General features: G+C 60.4%; 24 protein-coding genes and 2 pseudogenes. 15 read left to right on the forward strand and 11 right to left on the reverse strand.

The genetic code is table 11. The features are described 5' to 3' along the window. Window positions 1-140: 140 nt before the first annotated feature. The gene (locus AC4LE2_RS10535) at window positions 141-1,490 is read left to right on the forward strand and encodes a cation:proton antiporter (RefSeq protein ID WP_491825711.1); all 1,350 of its coding nucleotides are present in this window, start codon (window positions 141-143) and stop codon (window positions 1,488-1,490) included. Here AC4LE2_RS10535 and AC4LE2_RS10540 read toward each other — a convergent pair. The 5 genes from AC4LE2_RS10540 to AC4LE2_RS10560 form a co-directional block, all read right to left on the reverse strand. Beyond that, the gene (locus tag AC4LE2_RS10540; protein ID WP_491825712.1) at window positions 1,487-2,128 is read right to left on the reverse strand and encodes an HAD family hydrolase; all 642 of its coding nucleotides are present in this window, start codon (window positions 2,126-2,128) and stop codon (window positions 1,487-1,489) included. The genes AC4LE2_RS10535 and AC4LE2_RS10540 overlap by 4 nt on opposite strands. A gap of 107 nt (window positions 2,129-2,235) precedes the next feature. After that, window positions 2,236-5,313, reverse strand: a complete 3,078-nt coding sequence (locus AC4LE2_RS10545; protein WP_491825713.1) for an error-prone DNA polymerase — start codon at window positions 5,311-5,313, stop codon at window positions 2,236-2,238. Further along, complete coding sequence (locus AC4LE2_RS10550) at window positions 5,310-6,725, reverse strand: Y-family DNA polymerase (RefSeq protein WP_491825714.1); 1,416 nt, start codon at window positions 6,723-6,725, stop codon at window positions 5,310-5,312. Before AC4LE2_RS10550 ends, AC4LE2_RS10545 begins: the two co-directional genes overlap by 4 nt. Before the next feature lie 7 nt (window positions 6,726-6,732). Then, complete coding sequence (gene imuA, locus AC4LE2_RS10555; protein WP_491825715.1) at window positions 6,733-7,377, reverse strand: translesion DNA synthesis-associated protein ImuA; 645 nt, start codon at window positions 7,375-7,377, stop codon at window positions 6,733-6,735. 135 nt (window positions 7,378-7,512) lie between these two features. Next, a complete protein-coding gene (locus AC4LE2_RS10560) occupies window positions 7,513-8,544 on the reverse strand; it encodes a zinc-dependent alcohol dehydrogenase family protein (RefSeq protein ID WP_491825716.1) in 1,032 nt (343 codons plus the stop codon). 203 nt (window positions 8,545-8,747) lie between these two features. Between AC4LE2_RS10560 and AC4LE2_RS10565 the strand changes: the two genes are divergently transcribed. From AC4LE2_RS10565 to AC4LE2_RS10575, 3 genes are all read left to right on the forward strand, one after another. Beyond that, window positions 8,748-9,662 carry a LysR family transcriptional regulator gene (locus AC4LE2_RS10565; RefSeq protein ID WP_491825717.1) on the forward strand — a complete coding sequence of 305 codons (915 nt, stop codon included), beginning with the start codon at window positions 8,748-8,750 and terminating at the stop codon, window positions 9,660-9,662. A 280-nt stretch (window positions 9,663-9,942) separates the two neighbouring features. Beyond that, complete coding sequence (locus tag AC4LE2_RS10570) at window positions 9,943-10,233, forward strand: type II toxin-antitoxin system ParD family antitoxin (RefSeq protein ID WP_491825718.1); 291 nt, start codon at window positions 9,943-9,945, stop codon at window positions 10,231-10,233. 2 nt (window positions 10,234-10,235) lie between these two features. After that, window positions 10,236-10,589: a type II toxin-antitoxin system RelE/ParE family toxin gene (locus AC4LE2_RS10575; protein ID WP_491825719.1), complete on the forward strand. Its 354-nt coding sequence runs from the start codon at window positions 10,236-10,238 to the stop codon at window positions 10,587-10,589. Between the two features lie 134 nt (window positions 10,590-10,723). On the opposite strand, the pseudogene AC4LE2_RS10580 reads toward AC4LE2_RS10575, so the two are convergent. Continuing rightward, window positions 10,724-10,948, reverse strand: a pseudogene (locus AC4LE2_RS10580) (hypothetical protein); the annotation flags it as partial. On the opposite strand from AC4LE2_RS10580, the pseudogene AC4LE2_RS10585 reads away from it, so the two are divergent. Then, window positions 10,932-11,226, forward strand: a pseudogene (locus AC4LE2_RS10585) (NAD(P)H-dependent oxidoreductase); the annotation flags it as partial. The pseudogenes AC4LE2_RS10580 and AC4LE2_RS10585 sit on opposite strands and share 17 nt — an antisense overlap. A 27-nt stretch (window positions 11,227-11,253) precedes the next feature. On the opposite strand, the gene AC4LE2_RS10590 reads toward AC4LE2_RS10585, so the two are convergent. Together AC4LE2_RS10590 and AC4LE2_RS10595 are read right to left on the reverse strand one after the other, a co-directional pair. Next, the gene (locus AC4LE2_RS10590) at window positions 11,254-12,516 is read right to left on the reverse strand and encodes a type II toxin-antitoxin system HipA family toxin (RefSeq protein WP_491825720.1); all 1,263 of its coding nucleotides are present in this window, start codon (window positions 12,514-12,516) and stop codon (window positions 11,254-11,256) included. Next, a complete protein-coding gene (locus AC4LE2_RS10595; RefSeq protein ID WP_491825722.1) occupies window positions 12,509-12,826 on the reverse strand; it encodes a helix-turn-helix transcriptional regulator in 318 nt (105 codons plus the stop codon). The genes AC4LE2_RS10590 and AC4LE2_RS10595 overlap by 8 nt, the downstream gene beginning before the upstream one ends. A gap of 269 nt (window positions 12,827-13,095) precedes the next feature. On the opposite strand from AC4LE2_RS10595, the gene AC4LE2_RS10600 reads away from it, so the two are divergent. Genes AC4LE2_RS10600 through AC4LE2_RS10610 form a run of 3 tightly spaced genes read left to right on the forward strand, consistent with a single transcriptional unit; the run spans window position 13,096 to window position 16,186 of the window. Further along, window positions 13,096-13,908, forward strand: a complete 813-nt coding sequence (locus AC4LE2_RS10600) for an endonuclease/exonuclease/phosphatase family protein (protein ID WP_491825723.1) — start codon at window positions 13,096-13,098, stop codon at window positions 13,906-13,908. Continuing rightward, complete coding sequence (gene clsB / locus AC4LE2_RS10605) at window positions 13,905-15,137, forward strand: cardiolipin synthase ClsB (protein WP_491825724.1); 1,233 nt, start codon at window positions 13,905-13,907, stop codon at window positions 15,135-15,137. The genes AC4LE2_RS10600 and clsB overlap by 4 nt, the downstream gene beginning before the upstream one ends. Beyond that, window positions 15,134-16,186, forward strand: a complete 1,053-nt coding sequence (locus AC4LE2_RS10610) for a lysylphosphatidylglycerol synthase domain-containing protein (protein ID WP_491825725.1) — start codon at window positions 15,134-15,136, stop codon at window positions 16,184-16,186. The genes clsB and AC4LE2_RS10610 overlap by 4 nt, the downstream gene beginning before the upstream one ends. 5 nt (window positions 16,187-16,191) lie before the next feature. On the opposite strand, the gene AC4LE2_RS10615 is transcribed toward AC4LE2_RS10610, so the two are convergent. After that, entirely contained in the window at window positions 16,192-18,246 is a 2,055-nt protein-coding gene (locus AC4LE2_RS10615; RefSeq protein ID WP_491825726.1) for a hybrid sensor histidine kinase/response regulator, read from the reverse strand. A gap of 332 nt (window positions 18,247-18,578) precedes the next feature. Between AC4LE2_RS10615 and AC4LE2_RS10620 the strand changes: the two genes are divergently transcribed. Next, a complete protein-coding gene (locus tag AC4LE2_RS10620; protein WP_491825727.1) occupies window positions 18,579-19,250 on the forward strand; it encodes a CSS-motif domain-containing protein in 672 nt (223 codons plus the stop codon). A 56-nt stretch (window positions 19,251-19,306) separates the two neighbouring features. On the opposite strand, the gene hppD is transcribed toward AC4LE2_RS10620, so the two are convergent. Next, window positions 19,307-20,386 carry a 4-hydroxyphenylpyruvate dioxygenase gene (hppD, locus tag AC4LE2_RS10625; RefSeq protein ID WP_491825728.1) on the reverse strand — a complete coding sequence of 360 codons (1,080 nt, stop codon included), beginning with the start codon at window positions 20,384-20,386 and terminating at the stop codon, window positions 19,307-19,309. Window positions 20,387-20,667: 281 nt separating this feature from the next. Here hppD and AC4LE2_RS10630 point away from each other — a divergent pair, with 281 nt between their 5' ends. The 6 genes from AC4LE2_RS10630 (at window position 20,668) to AC4LE2_RS10655 (ending at window position 25,555) form a co-directional block, all read left to right on the forward strand. Then, window positions 20,668-20,817, forward strand: a complete 150-nt coding sequence (locus tag AC4LE2_RS10630; RefSeq protein ID WP_491825729.1) for a hypothetical protein — start codon at window positions 20,668-20,670, stop codon at window positions 20,815-20,817. Between the two features lie 175 nt (window positions 20,818-20,992). Further along, window positions 20,993-21,880 carry an EamA family transporter RarD gene (gene rarD, locus AC4LE2_RS10635; RefSeq protein WP_491825730.1) on the forward strand — a complete coding sequence of 296 codons (888 nt, stop codon included), beginning with the start codon at window positions 20,993-20,995 and terminating at the stop codon, window positions 21,878-21,880. Window positions 21,881-22,004: 124 nt separating this feature from the next. Beyond that, a complete protein-coding gene (locus AC4LE2_RS10640; RefSeq protein WP_491825731.1) occupies window positions 22,005-22,616 on the forward strand; it encodes a paraquat-inducible protein A in 612 nt (203 codons plus the stop codon). After that, entirely contained in the window at window positions 22,613-23,227 is a 615-nt protein-coding gene (locus AC4LE2_RS10645; protein ID WP_491825732.1) for a paraquat-inducible protein A, read from the forward strand. The genes AC4LE2_RS10640 and AC4LE2_RS10645 overlap by 4 nt, the downstream gene beginning before the upstream one ends. Next, window positions 23,220-24,917 (forward strand): PqiB family protein, encoded by a 1,698-nt coding sequence (locus AC4LE2_RS10650; protein WP_491825733.1) that lies wholly within the window; start codon window positions 23,220-23,222, stop codon window positions 24,915-24,917. The genes AC4LE2_RS10645 and AC4LE2_RS10650 overlap by 8 nt, the downstream gene beginning before the upstream one ends. After that, window positions 24,914-25,555 carry a PqiC family protein gene (locus tag AC4LE2_RS10655; protein ID WP_491825734.1) on the forward strand — a complete coding sequence of 214 codons (642 nt, stop codon included), beginning with the start codon at window positions 24,914-24,916 and terminating at the stop codon, window positions 25,553-25,555. Before AC4LE2_RS10650 ends, AC4LE2_RS10655 begins: the two co-directional genes overlap by 4 nt. Window positions 25,556-25,579: 24 nt before the next feature. Here the strand turns inward: AC4LE2_RS10655 and AC4LE2_RS10660 are convergent, their stop codons facing one another. Further along, window positions 25,580-25,753 carry a hypothetical protein gene (locus AC4LE2_RS10660; RefSeq protein ID WP_491825735.1) on the reverse strand — a complete coding sequence of 58 codons (174 nt, stop codon included), beginning with the start codon at window positions 25,751-25,753 and terminating at the stop codon, window positions 25,580-25,582. Between the last annotated feature and the right edge of the window lie 71 nt (window positions 25,754-25,824).

Genomic DNA, 25,824 nt, shown 5'->3' on the forward strand with positions numbered 1-25,824 from the left:
CGGAACACACTTGTATACCGCCATTCGTCATGACGCGACGGCGGCTGCGAGCCTCGATCTAAGGCAGACGTCTGCAATCAAGGTCAACTAACCTGGCCGGGTGCAGTCACAAATCAACATGTCGTAACGATTGAGCACTGATGAGTTTTATTACCGCAATTGCAATTTTTGGGGCGATCTTGCTCCTGCTCGCCCTCGCTTCCGCGTATCTGCGCTGGCTGCCTGTTACTACATCGGCGGTCTGCCTGCTTTTGGGCCTTGGTTTTGGCCCTGCCGGGCTAGCGTTAGTAGATATCGATATTGCTGAATCTAGCCACTGGTTGGAGCGTTTGACCGAGGCGGCCGTGCTGTTTTCGTTGTTCGGCACCGGCATCAAGTTGAGGCTTACCTTTGGTCGCAGTGCCTGGCGTTGCGCGTACCTGCTGGCCGGGCCAGTGATGATCGCGTCGATTCTGGGGGTGGCAGCGGTGACCCATTACGCGCTGGGCTTGGACTGGGGGGTGGCGATGTTGGTAGGGGCCATGCTGGCGCCTACCGATCCGGTATTAGCAAGCATGGTGCAAGTCAACAGCGCTCAGGACTTCGACCGTGTGCGCTTTGGTTTATCAGGCGAAGCTGGCCTCAATGACGGTACCGCGTTCCCCTTCGTGATTTTTGCCCTGCTGCTCATTGAGCACGGCGGCATCGACAGCCAATGGGTTTCGCATTGGGTTATCAAGGATGTGCTATGGGGTGTTGCAGCCGGGTTGCTCGTTGGCTATGGCCTAGGCCGGCTGGTAGGCAATGTGATGATCTTCCTGCGGGTTCGTCACCAGGACAGCACCTTGTCACCCAATGACTTCCTGGCACTGGCATTGATCGCACTGGCCTATGCGCTCGCCGTGACGCTAGGGGGATACGGCTTCCTTGCAGTCTTCGCGGCGGGCCTGGGCTTGCGCCAGGCAGAGGTCCGCTCTACCGGCTCCGAGGTACCGTCCGAGCACTTGACGCAGCCCAAGCTTGGGCATCGCGAGCTGTCTCCAGACCAGGCCCTGGCGGGCGAAGTGAGCAAACTGGCCCCACCTCAAGTGGCGGCAGGCGTGATGATGAGCGACATGATGGTATTCGGTAGCTTGGTGGAGCGCTCCATGGAGGTGCTGCTCATTACCCTGTTAGGCGCTATAGTCTGGGGCCACTGGGACTGGCGCGGGGTCGGGCTTGGGGCGGTGCTGTTCTGTGTAATACGCCCACTGGCCGTGTGGGCGTTTGGCGGCGGGCGGGCGTTGTTGACCGGGCACCAGCGGGCGCTGCTAGGGTGGTTCGGCATACGCGGCATCGGCTCGATCTATTACCTGTGCTACGCCCTGCAACATGGCCTGCCCAAAGACATGGCTCAAACCTGTATCAGCCTCACCCTTACGGTGATTGCACTGAGCATCATGGTCCATGGGGTTAGCACCCAACCCCTGCTCGACCATTACGAACGACGCAACCGCAAGAAACTGAGCTAGGCCGCCTTGAGCAACCGCGCTACGTCATCGTAGTGCGGCGTGAGGTGAAAGCGGGCCTCCTGGCTATAGGCGCCGAAGTCTTCATCGCCATACCCTGCTACCCATGCGCCCGCAGCAAGCCCGGCCTCGACACCTGCATGGCTGTCTTCGATCAACAGGCACTGTTGAGGCGCCAGCCCTAGCACACGGGCGGCTTCGAGTATCAGCCCTGGGGCCGGTTTCCAGGCCTTTACTTCATAAGCGCTGACGATATGGCCCGTGAAATAAGGCAGTAGCCCTGCCGCGCCCAGGCAGGTTTCGATCTTCGCGCGAGGGCCGTTGGAGGCCACGCATTTAGGCAACGCCAATGCCTGCACAAATGCCAACGCGCCGGGCATAGGTGCCATGCTCCGGGCAAACAGGCCAAGGCTGTCTTGACGGAACTGAGCCATGAACGGTTCGGGCTCCAGCCAGGGGTATGCGTGTGCAAGACGCTCGGTAAAGACGGCAAATTGCACGCCGCGAAAACGCTGTAACACCTCTTCCCGAGAAAGGGTGATGTCACGCTGGATAAGCATTTCCCATAGCAGGCCGGCCGCGATGCGTTCGCTGTCTACCAGGGTACCGTCCGAATCGAAAATGACGCCTTTGATGTCCACTGTTACTCCACTGTGCTGTGCCAACCCTCTGTGACAGCACATAAGGCTACAGGTTGCCGGTGGCCGAATCACTACCAGGCGCGCCGGACTGCGATGCGCGTGGCGCCTTAGTGAAAGTCCCGGCTGCGTACGTCAAGCCCGGACAGCAGGGCTGTCATGTCCAGCAACTGGTGGGCGATCAGGTGGCACACCTCCCCCTGCCGCTCCCAGCGCCCACGCACCTGCAACAGGCGCGCACCGACCAATACGGCGCGCTGACGCTCGGCAAGGCTGCGCCAGACGATCACGTTGACCATGCCGAACTCATCTTCCAAGGTCACGAACGTGACCCCACTGGCGGTGCCCGGTCGCTGACGACTGATGACCAGGCCGGTGACCGCCACTGCCCGGCCGTGGGCAAGGCTAGCCAGGTCGCGTGAATGCCGGCAGCGCCACTTACCCAGCGCACGACGCAGCAGGGCTAAGGGGTGAGCACCCAGCGTGGTGCCTAATACGGCGTAATCGGCCTGCATGTCCTCGCCGACCGTGGGCACCGGCAAGCTTGCCTCCCGCTCGGGTAATGCCTCGACTCCGGCGAACAAGGGTAGCTGCCGCTCTACGCTGGCCACGTCCCAGCGGGCGCGATAACGGTGCCCAGACAACCCTTGCAGCGCGCCCGCGTCGGCCAGTAAGGCCCTGGCGCGCTGGTCCAGCTCAGCCCGCACCACGACATCCTCCACGCTGGTGAACGGCCGATCGGCGCGTGTACGGCACAGCCGGTGTGCAGCTGACTCGACGAACCCCCGCACCATCCGCAGGCCCAGCCTGAGCGCGGGCTGGGCCGTCTCGCCGGGCTCTAGCGAGCAGTCCCACGTGCTATGGCGTACATCCACCGGGCGCACCTCGATATCATGACGCCGAGCGTCCTGAAGGATCTGGTCCGGGCTATAGAAACCCATGGGCCAACTGTTTATCAACGCGCAGGCAAAGGCGGCCGGTTCATGGCATTTCAGCCAACTGCTGGCATAGGTAAGCAGGGCAAAGCTGGCGGCGTGGGACTCTGGAAATCCATAGCTGCCGAAGCCTTTGATCTGCTCGAAAATACGCAAGGCAAAGGCTTCGCTGTAGCCGTTTTTCATCATGCCTTGACGCAGTCGCTCCTGATGCGGCCCCAGGCCACCCTGGCGTTTCCAGGCTGCCATTGAGCGGCGCAGTTGGTCAGCCTCCCCTGGCGTGTAATCGGCCGCGACGATGGCAAGCTGCATGACCTGCTCTTGAAACAGGGGAATACCCAAGGTGCGTTCGAACACGGCTTGGAGCGCAGGCGAAGGATAGGTCGCCGCCTCTTCCTGATTACGTCGGCGCAGGTAAGGGTGCACCATGTCGCCCTGGATTGGCCCCGGCCGCACAATAGCCACCTCGATCACCAGATCGTAGAAGTTACGGGGCTTGAGCCGAGGCAACATGGCCATCTGCGCCCGTGACTCGATCTGGAACACACCCACGGTATCGGCCCGGCCGATCATGGCGTAGGTGGCCTGGCATTCAGGGGGTATCCCGGCCAGGGTCATCACCTCACCCCTATAAGCCTTTATCAAGTCGAAGCAGCGGCGGATAGCGCTGAGCATGCCCAGCGCCAGGATATCGACCTTCAGCAGGCCCACGGCGTCCAGGTCATCTTTGTCCCACTGGATAACCGTGCGGTCTGCCATGGTGGCGTTCTCAACCGGCACCAGGGTTTGCAAGGGGTGCTCGGAAATGACGAAGCCACCAGGGTGCTGGGACAGGCGCCGCGGAAAGCCGACAAGTTCACCCGTAAGCACCATTACCCGGCGCAGCACCGGGCTTGCCGGGTCGAAGCCCGCCTCGGCCAGCCGTTGCGGGGGCGGCAGTTCGTCGCTGTACCGCCCCACGCAGGCGGCGAGCGTATTGATTTGGTCTACCGGTAGCCCAAGGGCCTTGGCCACGTCGCGGATCGCACCGGTGGCGCGGTAGGTACTGGCAACAGCCGTCAGCGCCGCGCGGTGACGCCCGTACCGTGTGAATACGTACTGAATCACCTCTTCGCGCCGCTCATGCTCGAAATCTACGTCGATATCAGGCGGTTCGTTACGCTCCCTTGAGATAAACCGCTCGAACAACAGGCTGGCGCGGGCCGGGTCGATGGAGGTAATCCCTAGTGCGTAGCAGATGGCCGAGTTGGCAGCTGACCCCCTCCCCTGGCACAGAATGCCTTGGCGCCGAGCGAAGTCCACGATGTCGTGCACGGTGAGGAAATAGGACGCATACCCCAGTTCGCCGATGACTTGCAGTTCGTGCTCCATCTGGGTGACCACCGCTGGGGGTACACCCGTGCGCCAGCGCTGCGCGGCACCCTGCAGGCTAAGGTGCCGCAGCCAGGTGTCAGGGGTTTGCCCCGCAGGCACGACTTCACGCGGATAGTGGTAGCGCAACTGCCCCAGGTCAAAGGTGCAATGCGCGGCCACCTTCAAGGTTTCAGCTAATAAATGAGGGGGGTAAAGCTCAGCAAGCTGTTCAAGGCTGCGCAGGTGGCGCTCTCCATTGGCGAACAACCAGGGGCCCGCCTGCGCCACGGTAAGGTGATGACGCACCGCCGTTAAGGTGTCCTGCAACGCGCGCCGGCCACGGGCATGCATGTGCACGTCGCCACTGGCCAGGCATGAGATGCCCAGTTGGGCGCCCAGGGCTTGCAGATGCGCCAGGCGCCGGGCGTCGTCAGGGCCACGGTGAAGCTCGATCGCCAGCCATACACGGCGCTCGAACAGCCGCGCCAGCCACTCACCCTGCTGAGGGGCTGCCCCCTCTGACGGCAGCCATAGCGCCAGCAGGCCCGACAGGTCAAGGGCCTGAAAATCCTCTGCAAACAGTTGGTAACTGCCCTTTTTGGCGCGGCGCCGCGCCAGCGTAATGAGCTGGCAAAGCGACTGATAGCCACCGAGGTCACGTACCAGCAGCACCACGCGAACACCGTTGCTGACCTGTACCTCGCTGCCCACGATCAGGGGCATACCGCAGGCCTTGGCTGCCTGCCACGCGCGGACGATGCCTGCCAGCGTGCACTCGTCGGTGATGGCCAAGGCCTCATACCCCAACCGCTTGGCGCGCGTAAACAGCTCTTGGGCACTGGACGCACCGCGTTGAAAGCTGAAGTTGGAAACACAGTGCAATTCAGCGTAGGTGCTCACCCGAACCACCCCTGCAGCCAGTAGCGCTCATCCCCCACTGCCCGGTACACCCACGCCTGGCGCCCACACGGCATCTGCACCCGCAGGTAATCACGGCGCACGTCCCCGCCGTCCCACCACCCGCTTTCAATACGCTCTGGCCCCGCCAGGCACACCCAGCCGCCGGAGGGCAGCGCTTCGGGGCGAGGCAACAGCCACCCTGGGCGCGGCGCCAGCGTGCCGAGTACCTGGCCGCTGGCAGGGTGCTCGGCAAGAGCCCAGGCACATTCAGGGCGGTGGTCCGCCTGATAACTGAGGCTACTGACGGCCTCATCGCCCAGGCGGGCACGCAGCCGTTCTCGCACCTGTTCCCAGCCCTGCCCCGCCCCGGCCCTGGCATCGAACAGCCCTTGAACGGTAGGCGTGTAGGCCGGCAATTGCTCCGCCAGCAACCGCAGGTTGCGTACCGGCCGTTCAACCTGCACCGGTTCAAGCCGCCCACGGGCCAGCTCGAACAGCAGCGCCGGGTCGCGCTCCGGGCTCAGCAAGCCTACCGGCACCTGCGTGTCGTCACCCTCGGCGTGTTCGAGGTGCACCACAAATTGCTGCACGCCGCCATCACGCCCGGTGAGGTACACCCCGAGGTCTGCAATAAGGCGGCGCAAGGGGAACAGCAATGCCTGGGTGGATTCCACATCGAAATTGAGCTCGATGCGGCTGTCGAAGCGCTCAGGCGGCGTGAAAAACTCAAGGGCTTGAGGGCGCAAGCCTTGCAGTGCGTCGAGCTGTGCGAGCACGTGCGCCGGAAACCGCCTCGCCAGGGCAGCGCGCTCCAGGCGCAACAACTGCCCAACATCGCGCAGCCCCATGCGCATCAATGCCGTTGCCTGCTCGCGCGCCAGCCCAATGCGGTCGACCGGTAAACGCGCAATGGCGCCCTGCAGCTGCGCCTTCGTGGCCAGGGCCAGGCCATCGTGGGCATTGGCGAGCATCCGTGCCGCTACCGGGTTGGGCGCCAATACGATGCGGTGGGCAAACCCTAGAGCGGCCAGCTCTTCACGCAAACGTGCCTCGAACCTGGGCCACGGGCCGAACAGGCCCATCCCCGAAGCAACCTCTAGCAGTAACGCCCGCGGATAGTGCAGGCTCACCTGCGAACTGTACCCATACGCCCAGGCCGCCAATAAGCGCTCGGCGTGCTCAAGGGCAGTTGGGTCATAGTCAAGGGTAATGAGGGTGTGACTCAAGGCATGGGCCGCGCTCAGGCTTTGCCCTGGGCGCAGACCTTGTGCCCTGGCTGCGGGGTTGACCGCGTGCAAGACTCGTCGCTGGGCCGGGCCCGTCACCAGTGCCAAGGGGGCCAGTGGGTCGGCTTGCTGCCTGAGGGCAATGTCCATGGCCAAGCGCGGGAAGAGGATGCAGGCCCAAAGCATGGCAACCTCAGGCGAACGCCGGTGAAGCCACGAGGCGGCCTGAAATCTGCCCACCACGGCACTTGAGGACGCGCCACCCGCTGGGCTCGACACTGACCGCAATGCGCAGTGCGGCGGGTGACGGGTTCAACGCGGCGTTATGGGGGCGAATCACGAACCCGAGGGCCTGGCCTGCCTCGGCGGCCACCTGCAGCCGGCGCAGCGCGCGGTCGTCCCCCGTGCCCTTGCCCTCAAGGCAGGGCCAGCACACTACCGCTGCACAGCTGCCAGAACGCAGGCATTGCTCGGCGGCCCATAACGCATCAGCGCCTTGGGCCTGAACAAGGGTGAGCCAGGTTAGGTCTACGCCGGCGGCCTGCCACGCCTGTGGGTAGGGAATATAGGGAGGCGCTACCAGCACTACGCGCTGAGCGGCAGCAGTGAGCCGGGCCAACGTAGGCCAAAGCAACCTCAGTTCGCCACACCCTTGAGCGGGCAGCAGAATTTCACTCAAGGCTGAGGGCGGCCAGCCCCCGGTAGGCAAGAGGTGGTCCAGTTGCGTATGGCCTGTGGGTTGGACAGGACGGTCGTGAGCATGCTCAGGGCCACTGCGGCCCTTCCATACCTGCCGCCCCACTAAGAGGGCGTCGAGGCTGACGACAGTCGCGCTCACGCCTGGTACCCCGCGTAAGCAAGGCGCGCAGGGCTGGGGTAAGGGCGAGTGGTTAGGGGTAAGGTGTCCATGGGGCACATTTGTACCCCATAACTGTATGGATGACCAGTATTTTTAAGCGACGCTACTTCGCTTTTAGCTGATCTCTGGATCTGCTATTTCCAGCACTGCCCGTTCGCAGCAAGGGCAAGCGTCCATGTAACGGTGGGCTTCCACGAACTGGTCGAACGGGAACGCCCGGATCGCCTGGGGCGACAATACGCGGTCGGCCGTCAATTGATTGATTTGGGTGAGGGCCTGGCGTACAGCCTCTTGGTCCTGCGTGATGCCCAGTTCAGGCTTGCCTGTAAAATTGCCCAGGCAGTGAACGTGAAACTGAATATTCTTCTGGAAGGCCGCACACGCCGGGAATGGCGTTTGGTTACCGCCCTGCAGGCCATAGAGCACCAGGCTGCCCCGAGGCGCCAATACATCCCCCAGCAACGACATCTGGGGGCCACCCAGGCCGTCGAACACCATGTTCACGCCCTTGCCATCGGTAAACTTGCTCACCTGCATCAGCAAGTCTTCGTCATCCGTGACCACCACTTTATCGGCACCCAGCGCCTGCACGGCTTCGCGCTGGGCTTCGCTGCGGGTAGCGGCAATGACCTTGACACCCAGCGCCTTGCCCAGTTGCACAAAGGCTGGGCCTGAGCAATGACTGGCATCGGTAATCAAGGCGACCTGGCCCGGCTGCGCATTGGCGAGCTTCACGTACCCGAACCAGGCAATTAGCAAAGGGGTGTAGTGCACGGCTGCCTGCGACGGGGTAAGTACGCTTGGGTAACGGATGAGCGCCTCGGCCGGCATTACTACCCACTCTGCACTGGCAGGGTAATCGTTAGCATCGGCTGCCGGAAAACTGGCCACTGCCTGCCCTGGGCTGAATTCGGTGACCCCAGCCCCCACGGCCGTGACGATGCCGGCCATTTCCTGACCAAAGCCCGCCGGTAGGCGCGCTTGAGAAGGGGCAAGGTTCTGCCGCCAGAGGATGTCGTACCACGAAATGCCAATGGCTGCGACCCGCACCTGCACTTCGCCAGGCCCCGGCAGCCTTGCGTCGTGCGTTTCACACTTGAGCACCTCGGCAGGGCCGAACCGGTGAAAACGGATTGTGCGGGACATCGCTAACCTCGTCAGATCACTGCTATTACCCCGTAGGTTATCCGGGCTTTAGCCGGTTAACCACCGAGGGAAATTGATAGTCAACATGCCTAATATTGATCCCCACTTCAATCGCTATCGCGTTGATTTAATATTTGCCGTGCACCAAGGGAAGCATTACCCGTACTATCTCAGCGCAGAAAAACCTAGCCAGAGCGGTCCAGATGAATCGTAACGACCTTCGCCGTGTCGATCTGAATTTGCTGATTGTCTTCGAAACCCTGATGCACGAGCGCAGCGTGACACGGGCCGCCGAAAAACTATTCCTGGGCCAGCCTGCCATCAGTGCCGCGCTGTCTCGGCTGCGTAGCCTGTTCGACGACCCATTGTTCGTGCGCACCGGGCGCAGCATGGAGCCCACCGCCCGCGCGAGCGAGATCTTCGCCCTGCTCTCACCTGCGCTGGATTCCATCTCCACGGCCGTCAGCCGGGCAGCCGAGTTCGACCCTACCACCAGCAATGCGGTGTTTCGCATTGGGCTGTCCGATGACGTGGAATTTGCCCTGCTGCCACCCTTGCTCAAGCGGCTCCGAGCCGAGGCGCCAGGGATCGTGTTGGTGGTGCGCCGAGCCAATTACATTCTGATGCCCGCGCTGCTAGCGTCGGGGGAAATCTCTGTAGGGGTCAGCTACACCAGCGAACTGCCTGCCAACGCCAAGCGCAAGGTGCTGCGGCGCAGCGTGCCCCGACTGTTGCGCGCCGACAGCATGCCAGGCGCCATGAGCCTGGACGACTTCTGTGAACGCCCTCATGCGCTGGTTTCGTACGCAGGCGACCTGAGTGGGTTCATCGACACCGCCCTCGAAAAGCTGAAGCGCAAGCGCCACGTGGTGCTGGCAGTGCCCCAATTCAACGGCCTGGGCACGATCCTGGCGGGCACCGATATCCTAGCCATCGTGCCCGATTACACGGCCGATGCGTTGACCGCAGCAGGTGGTTTGCGGGCCGAGCCGCTGCCCTTGGACATCCAAACCTTCGAGCTGCACATGGCCTGGCGCGGCTCCCAGGACAACGACCCCAGTGAGCGCTGGCTGCGCTCCCGGCTGCAGATGTTTTTTGGGGATCCTGAGAGTCTTTGAGTCTTTGAGTCTTCAGGCGTCGTTGGAAAGGCTGTTTATCAGGTCATTTTTGCCTTTTCATAGACCGTGGAGATCCATCCACTTCCAGTGGATTGCTACATTGGGGCATATCTGAGGGCATGGTTTGATCATCCACGCAGCTCTTACCTAAACCGGAATCTTCCTTATCACTTTCATAGCTCTGATCGCCGGATGTCGGCCCCAAACTATTCTCCTGAGTGAAAATGGCATAATATGCCAACAGTCAAAAGTACCTGTTTGTATGGAGCTGGAGCTAGTTATGGCGACCCGAAACGTTGTGCTCACCCCTCACCAGGATCAGGTTATCCATGACCTGGTGCAGTCCGGCCGTTATCAGAATGCCAGCGAAGTGATGCGAGAGGGTTTGCGTTTATTGGAGCAGCGCGTCGCGGAAGACACCGCCAAAATTGAGGCACTGCGCCAGGCGACCTCAATCGGCATCATGGATCTTGAGCATGGGCGCTTTACTCAGGCGAACGAAGGGGATCTGGAGCACTACCTTGAGGGCTTGAGCCTGGAGGCAACCCTCCCCGCGAGAGAGAAACACTGAGCATGCCGCAGTATCGGATTTCCAACTCGGCGCGCGTCGACATTGTCGATATCCTCAGGCTCTCCCAAACACAGTTCGGCGATCAAGCGCGCCAGCGCTACCAGGCGCTGATCCTCGCGGCGCTGCAAGCGCTTGCCGACACGCCTCATCGGATTGGCAGCCACAACCGCGAGCTTGCGCCGGGCCTTCGCAGCTATCACCTCATCTATTCACGTCAGCAGGCCAAACAACCCCATGGAACAGTCAAAAGCCCACGCCATATCGTGTTTTATCGTGTTGCAAACGACGAAGTGATCGAAGTCGTCAGGCTCCTTCATGACGCCATGGAGGTGCAGTTGCACTTGCCGAACGACTAATCAGCGACCTGGCCCAATGGTTGAACCGGCCATGAACAGCGAAGGTAAGGTGCCCCCTCTGCATCTCAACCCGGGCCCCCTCTGCCACCCGGCTCGGCGGCCAACTGAAGCGCCAGGTTCTGGGCCCGGCCGGGCTATCGAGATCCACGACCAGAAACACGAAGCCACATATGGGCGGGATCCCGGTGCAATCGTTCAGGCCATAACATAAGCTTTTCAAAACCCGGAATGGCGAGTGGAGGCGCTTGGACGTGAAGTGCCGGCTCAGCTCGCACCAGCCTTTCTGGTACCGCCGCAACCAAGTCGCTGTGCGCCAATGCTGAGACAAGCGAGTTGAAAGCGAATGGTGCGCTGGATAATCTGTTTATTCCCCATCCAGCATGGGATCCTTTTCTACCCTGGTTTCACAGTGATGCCGCCTTTCCCAATCTATAAAATCGGAAAAATGGATGCTGCTCGTTCCGAACAGCTGTGCACGGCCTATGCTGCCCGACTGGATAACCTGTTCGATGATAAGCCTTTACCTTTCCGTCGCCAGAATGCCGGAGACTATGAAATTCCGGGATTGACGCTTAAGCCACATCTTGCACCCGGCCGCGACGATTTGGGCATTCATCTCCGTGAAAGCGACATTTGAAAGGCCCAGCTTCTGAGAACACGTCGATCAATGTCGTAACCGGGCCACGTTCTGATCGATGCGGTCTTGGATCGTGCGCAAGGTGTCTGGAATAATAACCTGGGGGTAGAGGTTCTCAGCCAGGCTTGTAAATTGGCTGGCGACTTCGCACATACTGTCAATCATTGTGCCTGCAACGTCCTTAGGAACCTCGGCCTCTTCGGCAAGCCGCAGCAGGTGCGTGCGGGAAATCGACAGCGCCTCCCCCATCACATCCATCTGGTGGTAACCACTTGGCCCCTCGCAGAACGTCACGTCGTAGGCCGGCGACAGTCTCCACTGGCCCTCTTGCGACATCAGGTAGGCGAAGTTTTTGGGATGATCGTCTCTGTTGTTGAACGCAACGTTGAAGACGGCACGTTCGAAGGCGACCTTCATCTGTCGCACATCGTTGGTGCACATCTGTGTCGCCCGCACGACGTTGACGTAGTCCAACACCCCCGGAGTGCGGTAATTCGCTCCTGTGAAGGCTGCAAGGCTTTGCATGGGTACGCGCAGCCCATCTCGGCGGTCGAATCGCTTACTGGCAAAGGCCGCCAATCCATTAGGTAGGCTGAAGTACTGCGTGTCAGGGGTCTCGATACCGCACAGGCGCAGCGCTTGGGCGTAAACCATTTCGATAGCGCACACCTCGGCATGTTCTTCTTTCGCCGGGAACTTGACCAACCACGCCTCACAGCCCGGCGTAACGGCAGTGGTGAACCGGCCGGTTTCAGGATCACGATAAACGAGGGCCTTAGGCCTTGCACCCTGGGGCGAGCCACCTACCAACATTAATGTGTGCAGGAACTCGCCACCGTCTCCTTGGAGCACTTCCTGCACGTCGGCGGCAAGCTGTTCAAGTGGAATATCGACCTCGGACGCCTGCCCTTCGGGTGCCACAGGCTCAAACGTCATGGCCCCCATTGCATTGCTACCGATGTAGGCCAGCCGTTCCAGTGCGCCAATGCGCGCTGTGGTGAGCCCACGGCGCCTGAACAGGCGGTCCATCAGCAACAGGCCCCAGCCATCCGGCAAGGCGTCGTAAACAGGCCCTGGCAAGTACAGTTGGTGGTCTGGAAAATCGCGGCGCAACTGAGCCCCCTCTAACGGGAGCCTGTAGGAGGACAGCTCCAAACGCCGTTGTCTGGCTTCATTGCTGTACTCGAACGCGATCAGCGGGCGACCGGTCAGGGCCGTCGTGGAGACCAGCGTGCCCCATTGCCATCGCTCACCCCAGCCCTCGTAAAAGACGTTCACCTGCTCAAGCATTGCCGGACTTCTTCTTGGTACGCAGACGATTGGCACTGTTTTCGTAGCGCCGAATATCCTCGATGGTGTCTAGCTTTGGCAGGAATAGGCCTTCAAGCTCTTTGGTCTGTCCAAGAACCATCGCCACACGAACGACGCTCTCAAATCCAACATTGCGCCCGGCTTCAAGGTTGGACACTGTATTTGTGCTGAGGCCAGCACGCCCGGCCAAGTCGGATTGCGTCATGTCTAATGCCAAGCGCTCTATGCGCAGGCGATTGCAAAGACGCTTGACGACCTCGCCCGGCTTACTGAAGCTGAAGTCTAACATAGTGCGTGCCCAACCCATCTGCGCTGGTAAGTGCCTGGGATTATAGAATTAGCGGCCGGCCTCATCAACCTAATCAAATCCCTTATTTTGTGGCTTATTAGCTAATTCAACCGTTAAGCCACACTTTAATGGAATTACCTACAGCGACCCCAGCAGCCTTCAGCCCATCCCTCACCACAGCCGCGCTCTGCGGTTTCGGTTGCTGAACCATCCCCTCCCGAGCCAGTCCGACTATCAGGATAATTTGATAGCACTTGGGAGCTTGGCCGATGGCAACACGGGATTTCCGGCCGCTAGACCAACAGGTCACGGCCGCGGACGTGCTTCCAGAGGAAGCCCCGCCGGTACATTCGTTACACATACTTACCGTCAATACGCATAAAGGGTTCAGCCCGCTCAATCGCCGCTTCGTGTTACCCGAGTTGCGGGAGGCTGTACGCGCGACCTCCGCCGACGTGGTCTTTCTGCAGGAAGTACTGGGCGTACATCGACGTCATGGCGAGCGCTATGACAACTGGAGCGACGTGCCTCAATACGAGTTCCTGGCCGACAGCATCTGGCCGGTGTTTGCGTATGGGCGTAATGCGGTGTACCCCGATGGCGATCATGGCAACGCCCTGCTGTCCAAGTTTCCCATCTTGCATCATCAGAACCATGACGTGACCGTGGCCGGCCAAGAAGAACGGGGCCTGTTGCATTCGGTATTGGCCGTACCTGGCCAGCCCCCGGTTCACACCATTTGCGTTCACTTGGGCCTGCGTGAAACCCAACGCCATCAGCAGCTGAGGCTGCTCTGCCAACTGCTGGAAGGGTTACCCGCCAACGAGCCGGTGATCGTGGCAGGCGATTTCAATGACTGGCGGCTTCAAGCGGACAGGCTGCTGGCCGGTTGCGGGTTGCATGAAGCGTTCGTCGAGGCCTACGGCGCGCCCGCACGTAGCTTCCCGGCCCGCCTGCCACTGCTGCGCCTGGACCGCATTTATCTACGCAACGCCAAAGCCAAGGCGCCCTTGGCCCTTGCCCGAAAACCCTGGTCGCACTTGTCTGACCATGTGCCGTTGGCCGTGGAGGTGTGCCTGTGAAAGAGCAATGGCGCGAAAACAATGCCATTCAGTTGCTAATGAATGGCGAAGAGTTCTATCCCAGTGTGTTTGAAGCCATCGGCCAGGCGCGGGAAGAAGTATTGATCGAGACCTTCATCCTCAGGGATGACAAGGTAGGCCGCCAACTGCAAGAAGTGCTGACCAACGCCGCCAGCCGAGGGGTACGCGTAGAGGTGCTGGTAGACGGCTATGGCAGTGCCGAGCTGTTGCCAGCCACCTTGCAGGCCTTGTCTGAAGCGGGCGTGCGGGTGCTGGCGTTCGACCCCAGCAAGCGCATGCTGGGTATGCGCACCAACCTGTTCAGGCGGCTGCACCGCAAGATCGTGGTAGTGGATGGCGAGATCGGCTTTGTAGGCGGCATCAATTTTTGTGCCGACCACCTCGGCGACTATGGCCCGATGGCGAAGCAGGACTATGCCGTGCAGGTACGCGGCCCGATCGTGGCAGACTTGCACAAGGCCTCCCTGGCGCTGATGGACCAGACCAGCCGGGTAACGCGCAAGCCCAAACCTTGGCTTACTGAACGCCTGCCGCTGGAGGCAGACACTGCACAGGCCCGCGTATTGTTGAGCATCCGTGACAACAACGATCACCGGGACGACATCGAGACCCATTACTTGAACGCCATCATGGCGGCCAAAGATCGGGTGTTGATCGCCAACGCGTATTTTTTCCCTGGCTACCGCGTACTGCGTGAGCTGCGCAATGCGGCCCGCCGTGGCGTGAAAGTGACGTTGATCCTGCAAGGGATGCCGGACATGCCCTTGGTGCGACTGTGTTCGCGGCTGTTGTACAACTACCTGCTACGCGACGGGGTAAGCATTCGTGAATACACCACTCGCCCGCTGCACGGCAAAGTCGCGCTGATAGATGACCGTTGGTCCACGGTAGGCTCCAGCAACCTTGACCCCTTGAGCCTGTCACTCAACCTGGAAGCGAACCTGGTGATCGACGACAAGGCGTTCAACAAACGCCTACACGACCACTTGGCGCCGCTGGCTGAGCATGAGTGTAAAAGCATCACCTTGCAGCGGGTGCTGCGAGGCTATTGGTGGCGAGCGCCGCTTATTTTCCTAAGCTTTCACTTCTTGCGGCATTTCCCGGCCTGGATCGGGTTGCTGCCCGCTCATTCGCCCCGGCTAAAACCTTGGACCACCGTCAATGAAAGCCCAGCCGACACGTCCATGAACGCGGAGAAAAACCTATGAACCCCTCCGTAGACCCTGCCGCCCCTGCTAAAACGCCCAGCGAGCAGAACAAGCCCCGTTCACGCAAATGGCTATGGGCCCGGCGCCTCATGACCTGGAGCTGTTTTATCCTCGTGCCGGTCTTGCTGTTCATGCTGGTGCGTAACCTGGACTGGCAAGAGGTCAGCCACGCGCTGCGCTCTTATAAAGGCGGCACCCTTGCCCTTGGCGCCCTTATTGCGCTGGCCAGTTACGGGGTATTCAGCGCCTATGACCTCTTGTCTCGGCGCTATACCGGTCACAAATTACCCACTACTAAGGTCCTGCCACTGGCGTTCGTGTGCTACGCCTTCAACCTCAACCTGAGTTCTTGGGTAGGTGGAATAGCGCTTCGCTACCGCCTGTACGGGAAGTTGGGCTTGAGCGTGAGTACCATCACCAAGATTCTGAGCCTGGGGTTGGTGACCAACTGGTTGGGCTACCTGCTCATAGGCGGCACCGTGTTCGCCATGGGCCTACCCGCCCTGCCTGATAGCGTCAAGATCGGAACCACAGGCCTACGGCTGATCGGTGTGGCGATGGTTGCGGTGGGTATTGCGTACCTGCTGGCGTGTGCGTTCGCTAAAAAACGTACCTGGACCGTGCGCAAACAGGAAATTACCCTGCCTTCCTTCCGTCTGGCCGCGTTGCAGGCCATGTTCGGGGCGTGTAACTGGGCCTTGATGGGGGCGTTGATCTTCACCTTGCTGCCAGAAAAAGTGGATTACCTGACCGTTCTGGCCATCTTGCTGATCAGCAGTATTGCCGGCGTTATCACCCACATCCCCGCTGGGTTGGGCGTGTTGGAAACGATCTTCATCTCCCTGCTCCAAGGGCAGTACAGCAAAGGCGCACTGCTGGCTGCGCTGATCGCCTACCGAGCGCTGTACTTCCTGATGCCGCTGGCCATTGCGTGCGTGGTGTACCTGGTTCTAGAGCGCAAGACTCGCCGCAACGGTTCGGAACCTACGCCCGGTCAACCTGCAGCAGGCGACAGCAGTACGGACGCAGCCCAGCCCCACAAGGGTTGACGGTACTACACAGCGGGCGGGCGCAGCCGTTGCGTCACCCGCAATGCCAGTTCATTGAGCGTGAAGGGTTTGGTCAGTATCTCCATGCCCGCTTGCAGTGGCGCGCTGCCCAGGGACGACTGCTCGGCATAGCCGGTTACAAATAGCACCGGCAGCGCTGGCTTGATGGCACGTACTGCTTGCGCCACCTGCAAGCCGTTCAGGCCACCCGGCAGGCCGATGTCCGTAATGAGCAAGTCTACCCGGGGCGCACGGCCCAAAGCGGCCAGGCCGCTGGCGCCATCTTCTGCTGTAATCACGGTGTAGCCCAATCCTTCCAGTTGTTCTGCGGCCAGTTCGCGGATCGTCCTCTCGTCGTCGATCAACAGGATGCATTCACCGCCGCCTGCTGGTTCCGGCACATCCACCGTAGGGCCAGGCTCAGGCGTTTCGATGATCAGCGAGTGGCGCGGCAGTATCAGGCTTACCCGCGTGCCTTGCGCTGGCGCGGAGTCAATGCGCACCGTCCCCCCGGACTGCCTGGCGAAGCCATAGACCATGGACAACCCAAGGCCTGTGCCCTGGCCTAAGGGTTTGGTGGTGAAAAAGGGGTCAAAGGCTTTGGCGAGTACGTCGGCGGTCATGCCAAGGCCGGTGTCAGTCACCCCGATAGCCACGTATTCACCCGGCGACAAGGCATCAGGCTCTGCCTCTGAGCCAATTTGTACATGCGCACAGCACGTCAGGGTCAAGCTGCCACCTTCCGGCATGGCATCACGGGCATTGATACACAGGTTCAACAATGCACTTTCCAGTTGGTTGGTATCGGCCAGTACGCACCATGGCTGATCACCCAACTGGTGCTCATAATGAATCGCGAGCCCTAGCGTTTGGCGAATCAAGGCTTCCAGCCCTGTGACCAACTCCCTGACATTGACGGGGCGCGTGTCCAGGGTCTGGCGACGAGCAAACGCCAATAGACGGTGTGTCAGCACCGCGGCACGGTCTGCGGCGCCTTTAGCGGCACCCAGGTAGCGGCCCAATTGGTCAATGCGGCCTTGCTCGATACGCCGCCCCATCAACTCCAGGCTGCCGGAAATCGCCGTTAGCAGGTTATTGAAATCATGCGCCAGCCCCCCGGTAAGCTGCCCGACCGCTTCCATTTTCTGGCTATGGCGCAGCAGTTCTTCAGCTTGCTCCAACGCTGCCGCCCGCTCACGCTCTACGGTGACATCACGGCCTACCGCATTGAAAAACCCGCCGCCAGGCACGGCCGCCCAGTTTATCCAGCGGTACCCTCCTAGCTTGTGCTGGAGGCGGCAGTCCATGTCCCGTAGCAACCGGCCGGCGATAAGGTCCAGCGCGGCCTGCTGACAGACCGGAACGTCCTCGGGGTGAAGCAACGTAAGGACATTGGCCCCTATCAGTTCGGCCTCTGCCCATCCCAACACCGCCTCCCACGCTGGGTTCACTGCTGTGATGGTGAGGTCTGCCCGAGTGACCAACATAATGTCGGTGGACAATTTCCATAGGCGGTTGCGGTCGGCGGTACGTTCGGCTACCTCCCGCTCAAAGCCCAGTGCCAACGCTTTAAGCTCGCGCTCGGTTTCTACGATCGACGTGGTTTCAATCAAGGTGCCTAACACCCCTATCACGCTGCCGGTGCTATCACGCAACGGGCTGAAACAAAAGGTGTACCAGGCAGGCTCACGGCGGCCGTTACGCTCCACGGGGAGGCAGTGGTTTACGCCCTGGCTGGCCTGGCCGGTGAACGCCTGCTGGATCATCGGCGACAACCGTGCACCCGCGTGGGGCCACAGCCGTTCAAGGGTTTCACCTACCACAGGGGCGCCCTGGCCCAATACCGTTGCAAAGGCGTCGTTATACAGCGTGAGCTGATGCTCGCCCCAGATCACGCACTGCGCGAACTTTGATTCCAGCAATGAGACCAGGGTCAGGCGCAAGGGCTCTGGCCACTGCTCCCAGGGGCCTAGTGCGCTGCGAGGCCAGGGGTAACGGCGGATACGATCACTCATCACCCCTGATGAATAGGGGAACGGCACCGGTGTTGTTATGGGCATGGCGAGGCTCTTTAACGCGGCGAACCCCGCATTCTCGACCATTGATCGGCGTGCCGCAACGAACGGGATCCGTTTCAGCTGTTTTATAGACGTCGCTCAACACAAAGCGACATTTCTGATAGCCCTAGATCCCTTGTCACCCCTGCCGACGGGCCTGCGCGAACCTAGCCTGGGCCAGCACTTTATTACAGGGGCATTACATGTCACGGACAGGCAAGCAACGTTCAACAGTTAGCACGGCATTGATATCGTTAGCCGCAGGCGTCATCCCTTTTGTCGTTGGGATAGGGCTCACACTCTCCCTGGCAGACGAGTCGTTACACGATGAGAATGTGCGAGTAGGTGCAAAGGCTGTGCAGCAGATAGACAAGTTGCTTGAACTCTCACTGGCCACGGCAGAGACCTTGAAACCCCTCACTGCGCAACGGTGTGAATCGGTGTTGAGCCGCCTCCGTCAGCACGTAGCCGCCAATCCCTGGCTACGCTCAGCCGCCTTGCTTTATAAAGACGCCCCCTATTGTGACAGCCTTGCCGGCCGGCTCACTTCACTGCCAACTGCCGCCCCCAAAACACCCGACACCATGGAAATGACCAGCCTCAAGTTCAAGGGGCCGGATGACCTTTATCAGGATTACGGCTCGATAAAATTGCTCAAGGCAGGCACCAACTACGGTGTGGAGCTCACCCTTGACAACCGGGTACTAGTCGAACGCTTGCATTTGATCAGCGGCACGACTGACGTCGCTATGTACGTAGATGGGGTGTACCTCTGGGACGATGGGTCCCTGCTACGGGGCGAGCTGCGACAAAACCCTCGCTACAGGGCGATGACTCCCTCAACCTTATTCGATTACCACATGCACAGCAGCGTGACGGCCGAAGACATCTTCACCTTGATGACCCGCAAGTTGCTTACCGCCCTGGGGGCGTTGTCCATGTTGTCTATCCTTACAGGCGGCCTGTGCCACTGGGTGCTGACGCGTCACAGGCCAATGCCAGCTTAGCGGTATCAAAGGGTGCGGGCTCGCCATGCCCGCACCTCCGCCCCCAGGGCTACCGGTCAAGGCTGCGCGGTCAACACCCCTCGCCGCAACTGATCACGTTCGATGGACTCGAACAACGCCTTGAAATTGCCCTCGCCAAACCCATCGTCCCCCTTACGCTGGATGAATTCGAAAAATACCGGGCCGAGTACGGTTTCCGAGAATATCTGCAAGAGCAGGCGCTTATCCCCTGCATCCGCTGCGCCATCTAGCAGGAGGCCTCGCTGCTCAAGCTCATGCGTGGCTTCGCCATGCCCCGGTACCCGCACCTCCAGCATTTCGTAGTACGTGGCAGGCGGTGGGGTCATGAACCGCATACCGAGCGCTTTCAGGGCATCCCAGGTAGCGATCAGGTCGTCCGTCAGAAACGCCACGTGCTGGATGCCTTCCCCGTTGAACTTGAGCAAAAATTCCTCGATCTGCCCGGCGCCACGTGAGGATTCTTCGTTGAGCGGAATACGAATCAAACCGTCGGGTGCGGTCATGGCTTTTGAGGTCAGACCGGTGTACTCGCCTGTGATATCGAAGTAACGAATCTCTTTGAAGTTGAACAACCTTTCGTAAAACCCCGCCCAGTAGCTCATGCGCCCGCGGTACACGTTGTGGGTCAGGTGGTCGATCACTTTCAAACCTGCACCTTTGGGATGACGCTCTACCCCCTCGATAAAAACAAAGTCGATGTCGTAGATCGAGCTGCCTTCGCCGTAGCGATCGATCAGGTACAGCGGTGCGCCACCGATCCCTTTGATGGCCGGAAGGCGGAGTTCCATGGGCCCGGTAGGCACATCGATAGGCTGGGCACCCAACGCAAGCACTTGGGCATAGGCCTGTTGAGCGTTGGCAACGCGAAAGGCCATGCCACACACCGATGGCCCGTGTTCGGCGGCAAAGTACGACCCCACACTGTGAGGCTCGCTATTGACGATCAGGTTGATTTCACCTTGGCGGTAAAGCTGCACGTGCTTGGAGCGATGGTTAGCTACATGGGTAAAGCCCATCATGGCCAGTACAGGCTCCAACAGGCCAGGCGTAGGAGACGCCAGTTCGATAAATTCAAAGCCCATCAGGCCCATAGGGTTGTCGTAGAGTTCAGGCATGGCGTAAACCTCGTAGCGATCTGCGTTGCATAGCGTGAGCACTGCGCTTGACACAGTTAACGAGGGGGTGCGCCGGGCAGGCCGCGCGTGGTACGGGCAAGATAGTCACCGAGCAGGAGCTGGAAGCCGAACCGCTGCATGTACGCCTCCGAGGGGATTTTTATTTTATGCGTAACACAATTCTACTGAGCGTAATAACGTTTGTCGCTGACGATCTTTGCGCAACCCTGACCAGCACTGCGGGTCAGAGAGTAAGCACCCCTTACTAGGAGGCTTACGCCGTGAAGACCCTCACCACTACTTTAGCCCTCACCTGCTGCCTGTTGCTTGCTGGTTGTTTTGACAGCAGTGAGAAAAAAACCACCCAGCAAAACGCAGACAGCGCACCTGGCTCTGTGCAAATGCAACAAAAGGATGAGCAGAAAAAGTAACTCGCCCTCAAAACCATCCAGGTCGCGCGTCGCACGCCGGGCGTCGCACGCCCGACCTGTGTGGTCAGGGTAGCGCTGGCCTCTTTTCGTCAAGGCCTTGCGAGCCTACTGGTATCGACGACTAAGCTGCGGTAACGTGCCGCCCCCGCCGTTTCCCGGTCGTCATGAGGTCGTTGTGTCCAGAGGTATCGCTTTATCCGTGCTGGCGTCCTGCTTGTTCGCACTCATGTACTACTACACCTCACTCCTAAGCCCCCTCACCGGCGAAGAGGTGTTCGGTTGGCGCATGCTACTGACGTTGCCGTGCGCGACACTATTCCTGCTATTAACGGGTGACTGGCGTCTGGCCGTGGGCGTGCTGCGCCGTATCAGGCAACGCCCCGCCCGCGTATTCGGTTCGCTGGCCACTGCGGCCCTGATGGGGGTACAGCTGTGGTTGTTTTTGTGGGCACCGCTACACGGCCGCAGCCTGGAAGTGTCCATGGGCTATTTTCTGCTGCCGCTGGCAATGGTCCTCACCGGCAAACTGCTATGGGGCGAATCGCTTTCAAACGCTCAAACCCTGGCGGTAGGTTTGGCAGCCGCTGGCGTGGGTTACGAGCTGCTTCTACAGGGCAGCTTCGCCTGGGAAACCCTCGTGGTCACCTTGGGCTACCCGCTGTACTTCATTGTGCGTCGGCGCTGCCATAACGACCACCTGGGTGGCCTATGGACGGACATGTTACTGATGACCCCGCTGGCGCTGTATTTCATTCTCACCGGCCCCTTGTCCCCCTGTGATGTGGACGTTCACCCTGCGCTATGGGTGCTGATACCGGGGTTGGGCCTTATCAGCGCGCTGGCGTTGGTGAGCTACGTGATGGCCAGCCGGCAGTTACCCTTCGGCCTGTTCGGCCTGCTCAGCTATGTCGAGCCTGTATTGCTGGTGGCGGTGTCGTTGCTGCTGGGTGAAACTATCAGCGCTCAGCAATGGCCTATGTATGGAGCCATCTGGGCAGCCGTTGGGGTGTTGGTGGTTGCAGGGGCGCGGCACGTGCTCAAGCGAGGGATGAAAACCCCCTGACGCGCATGGGTTCCTTCACCCCTTTACGCGTTCACAGCCTGCGCGGCCGCGGCTAGACAGGGCAAGTAAGTTTAACGAGAATGCATCCCATGTTATTGACCCTTGCTTGCCACCGCCGAACACCATGACAGAACCCCTTCCCCGGCTGATCTGCGAGCACTGCGACACCCTCTATCAGGCGGTACCGCTACAACGTGGCGAAACCACTACGTGTCGGCGCTGCGGCGCGGTGCTGCAGCGGGCCAGGCGCCTGTCCGTCCAACAGCATTTTGCCCTGGCCCTGACAGCCGCCATTCTGTTCGTCTTCGCCAATGCCTTCCCCGTAATGGGCATCAGCCTTGAAGGTCTGAACAACGCCGCGACCCTGTACCAGTCGGTCCAGGCGCTCAATCAAGGCCGCATCAGCCCGCTGGCGGCGGTCACGGCCTTGACCATCATCCTGGCCCCCTTGATGCAGGTCACCTTGCTGTGTTGGGTACTGGGCTTTGCTTGCCGGGGTAAGGCTGCACCGGGTTTCAGGTTGTGCATGCGCACCCTTGAGCACTTGCGCCCTTGGAGCATGCTGGAGGTCTGCCTGCTGGGCATCCTCGTGGCTATCATCAAGCTCGGCGGCATGCTTAACGTGCACCCAGGCGTCGGGCTGTGGGCCTTGGCCATGCTCACCGTACTGCTGATCGCCTTGGGGGGCCGTGGCGTCCGCCATCTGTGGGCCGATTTCGACGGGCACTTGCGATGAAGCCCTTACCCTACGCTCGCCAGGCAGGTTTGCAACTGTGTCACTTCTGCGGCCAAGCCTGCCCGCTGACGAGCCACCGCTGCCTGCGCTGTGAAGCCAGCCTGCACCCACGCAAGCCCAACAGTGTGGCCCGTACCTGGGCATTCCTGATTGCCGCGCTGATTTTCTACATACCGGCGAACCTGCTGCCGGTGATGAACACCAACATGTTCGGCAACGCCAGTGAAAACACCATCATGAGTGGCGTGCTGGAGTTTTGGGAAAGCGGCTCGTGGGACATCGCGCTGCTGATTTTCTTTGCCAGCGTGGTGGTGCCCAGCCTTAAATTCTTTGCCTTGGGGTTGCTGCTCATCACGGTTCAACGACGTAGCCAATGGGCAATGCGAGAGCGCTCGAAGCTGTTCCGTTTCATCGAGCTGATTGGGTATTGGTCAATGCTGGATGTGCTGGTTGTGGCCTTGGTGGCTGCACTGGTGCAGTTCCATTCGCTGAGCTCAATCGAGCCGCGCCTGGGTATCTTGTTTTTCGGTGTGGTGGTGGTGTTAACAATGCTGGCCGCCATGAGTTTCGATCCCCGGTTGATCTGGGACGCAGAGGTTGACGATGACTGACAAAGGCCACACCGATGAACCTCAGGGCGAGCCAACACCGGGCGGCCCGCATGTTCCAACGCCTGAGGTACGCAAGCGGCGCTTCAACGTCTCCCTGGTGTGGCTGGTGCCCATCGTGGCCGCACTGGTTGGGATGTCCATGCTCGTGCACGACAGCCTCTCCGCAGGCCCGAGGATCAGTGTCCAGTTTCAGACCGCCGAGGGGCTTGAAGCCAACAAAACCCAGGTCAAGTACAAGAATGTCGTGATCGGCCATGTGACCGACATCGAACTGGCACCTGACCGCACCCATGTGGTGGCCAGCGTATCGCTCAATGCGTCTGCCGAAGGGTTTACCGCTGCTGATTCAGTGTTCTGGGTCGTGCGTCCGCGCATTGGCGCCCAAGGCATCACAGGGGTCGATACCCTGGTGTCGGGTGCGTTCATCGGTGCCGATGCCGGCACGTCTGAAGAGAAACGCAAGGATTTTGTCGGTAAGGAAACCCCACCGGCCATCACCTACGGCCAGCAAGGCAGGCGCTTTACCTTGCATACCGAAGACTTAGGCTCTCTGGACATTGGCTCGCCGGTGTACTACCGACGTATTCAGGTGGGCCAGGTCATCTCCTACACCTTGGCCGACGATGGCAAGGGCGTGGATGTGCAGGTCTTCATCAATGCGCCGCACGACAAGTTTGTGTCCTCTGACAGCCGCTTTTGGAATGCCAGCGGGGTTGATGTGTCCCTGGGCGCCAATGGCCTGAAAGTGAACACTCAGTCGATTTCCGCGATTCTGGCGGGTGGCATAGCCTTTGTGGAGCCGCGCTGGAGCCCGGATGCCACGCCTGCCAAGGAACACGCACAGTTTCAGTTGTACCGGGACCAGGAGTCCGCCCTGGCGCCGCCTGATGGCGAGCCGCGCTACATTCGCATGCGCTTCGAGCAGCCGTTGCGGGGGCTTACGGTCAATGCACCAGTCGAATTCCACGGGGTCAACCTTGGCCGCGTCGTGTCAGTCGACCTGGACTACGACCAGACCAAAAAGACCTTCCCCACCATGGTTGGCGCGGTGATCTATCCCGCTCGGCTGGGGGAAGCCCACGAGAAGATACTGTCCCAGTGGGGAGGTGAAGACGACACCCGCTCGGCCCTGCTCATGGCCGCCTTCGTCAAACAGGGGTTACGCGCGCAGGCACGCACGGCCAACCTCATTACGGGGCAATTATACGTGTCGCTGGATTTCGTGCCTCGGGCTGCGCCGGTCAATTTCGACGCCTCTGCTCGCCCATTGCTGATTCCTACGGTGCCGGGCAGCCTGGATAAACTGCAAGAGCAGCTGCAAGCCATCGTAGACAAGTTCAGCAAGTTGCCCATGGACCAGATCGCCAATAACCTCAATGGCAGTTTGAGCGAAATGAGCAAAACGCTGCATCAGGTCAACGCCCAGATGCTGCCGCAGCTGAACGAGACGCTGGCCCAGACCCGCAAGACACTGGCCGCCGCCGAACAGACCCTGGGCGAGGACTCGCCGCAGCGTCAGCAACTGGGGGATGCTCTGAACGAAGTTGAACGTACCGCCAAGTCGGTGCGCGCCCTAACCGATTACCTGGGGCGGCATCCGGAATCCCTGATTCGCGGGCGCACCCGTGAAGGGCAGCCCGACGCCTACCGTTCCACCTCGTCCTCATCCCGGGAGTCTGAAGCACGATGAACGCCCTGCCCCTTCGCGCTTTGGCGCTGATCGCGCCGCTCACATTGGCCGCCTGCGCCTCGGCACCTACTGGCTACCACACCCTGCTGGCACCGCAAACCGTGCCTGACGCACACCCCGTTGCAACACCAGGCTACCAGTTCGAAATGCAACAGGTGCGCATGCCCGTACAGGTAGACCAACCTCAATTGGTGGTGCGCCAAGGTCAAGGCACGTTGGCGATTCTGGAAGCAGAACGCTGGGGCGCACCCTTGGCGGATGAGTTTCATGATGCCCTTACGCAGCGGCTAGAGCAGCGGCTAGGGACACGTGATATCGCAGGATTACCACGCACGCCAGGCATGGCCTTGCTGACTGTGCGCACCGATGTGCGCCGGTTCGAAACCGTGCCTGGGCACTACGCGCTAGTCGATGTGGTCTGGAGCCTGGGGCTGGCCACGCCCGGCACAACGGGCCGACGTAACCTCACCTGTTCCACCCTGCTTCAGCAAGCCTCGACAGGCGGAATAAACGACTTGGTGCTCGCTCATCAGGGGCTTATCGATCAGCTCTCGGTCGCAGTGGCCAAGACCGCCAGTCAATGGGTGGTCAACCCTTCCAGTAGCTGCCCAAGGGCCAGCCAACGTGCGCAGGAGTAATGCGCATGACCACTAACAGCTTGATCAGCTAACGCTGTTCAGTTGGCGCTCAGCACCATCTTGGGCGACGGCTTGGCTGTAGGTCGAGATAGCCGTGCTGGTCACGCGGCCAACCTGGTGCTCGGCATGGGACCGTGCGAATGCACTGGTGCTGGCCATCAAGGTAAGGGCAACGGCGACTAGAATTTTGCTGTTCATGGTGTTTTCCTTCAAGACAGTGATTTCGTGAAGCCAATGCTACGCCCCTGGCGCAAATACGGAATTTCATT

This window comes from Pseudomonas sp. 9.3L (assembly GCF_058536285.1).

Bases quoted from the DNA above. Each gene is read 5' to 3' on its own strand.
- AC4LE2_RS10535 (WP_491825711.1), top strand. From the start codon at position 141: ATGAGTTTTATTACCGCAATTGCAATTTTTGGGGCGATCTTGCTCCTG.
- AC4LE2_RS10550 (WP_491825714.1), bottom strand. From the start codon at position 6,725: ATGCTTTGGGCCTGCATCCTCTTCCCGCGCTTGGCCATGGACATTGCC.
- AC4LE2_RS10560 (WP_491825716.1), bottom strand. From the start codon at position 8,544: ATGTCCCGCACAATCCGTTTTCACCGGTTCGGCCCTGCCGAGGTGCTC.
- AC4LE2_RS10565 (WP_491825717.1), top strand. From the start codon at position 8,748: ATGAATCGTAACGACCTTCGCCGTGTCGATCTGAATTTGCTGATTGTC.
- AC4LE2_RS10570 (WP_491825718.1), top strand. From the start codon at position 9,943: ATGGCGACCCGAAACGTTGTGCTCACCCCTCACCAGGATCAGGTTATC.
- AC4LE2_RS10575 (WP_491825719.1), top strand. From the start codon at position 10,236: ATGCCGCAGTATCGGATTTCCAACTCGGCGCGCGTCGACATTGTCGAT.
- AC4LE2_RS10590 (WP_491825720.1), bottom strand. From the start codon at position 12,516: ATGCTTGAGCAGGTGAACGTCTTTTACGAGGGCTGGGGTGAGCGATGG.
- AC4LE2_RS10595 (WP_491825722.1), bottom strand. From the start codon at position 12,826: ATGTTAGACTTCAGCTTCAGTAAGCCGGGCGAGGTCGTCAAGCGTCTT.
- AC4LE2_RS10600 (WP_491825723.1), top strand. From the start codon at position 13,096: ATGGCAACACGGGATTTCCGGCCGCTAGACCAACAGGTCACGGCCGCG.
- AC4LE2_RS10610 (WP_491825725.1), top strand. From the start codon at position 15,134: ATGAACCCCTCCGTAGACCCTGCCGCCCCTGCTAAAACGCCCAGCGAG.
- AC4LE2_RS10615 (WP_491825726.1), bottom strand. From the start codon at position 18,246: ATGCCCATAACAACACCGGTGCCGTTCCCCTATTCATCAGGGGTGATG.
- hppD (WP_491825728.1), bottom strand. From the start codon at position 20,386: ATGCCTGAACTCTACGACAACCCTATGGGCCTGATGGGCTTTGAATTT.
- AC4LE2_RS10640 (WP_491825731.1), top strand. From the start codon at position 22,005: ATGACAGAACCCCTTCCCCGGCTGATCTGCGAGCACTGCGACACCCTC.
- AC4LE2_RS10645 (WP_491825732.1), top strand. From the start codon at position 22,613: ATGAAGCCCTTACCCTACGCTCGCCAGGCAGGTTTGCAACTGTGTCAC.
- AC4LE2_RS10650 (WP_491825733.1), top strand. From the start codon at position 23,220: ATGACTGACAAAGGCCACACCGATGAACCTCAGGGCGAGCCAACACCG.
- AC4LE2_RS10655 (WP_491825734.1), top strand. From the start codon at position 24,914: ATGAACGCCCTGCCCCTTCGCGCTTTGGCGCTGATCGCGCCGCTCACA.
- AC4LE2_RS10660 (WP_491825735.1), bottom strand. From the start codon at position 25,753: ATGAACAGCAAAATTCTAGTCGCCGTTGCCCTTACCTTGATGGCCAGC.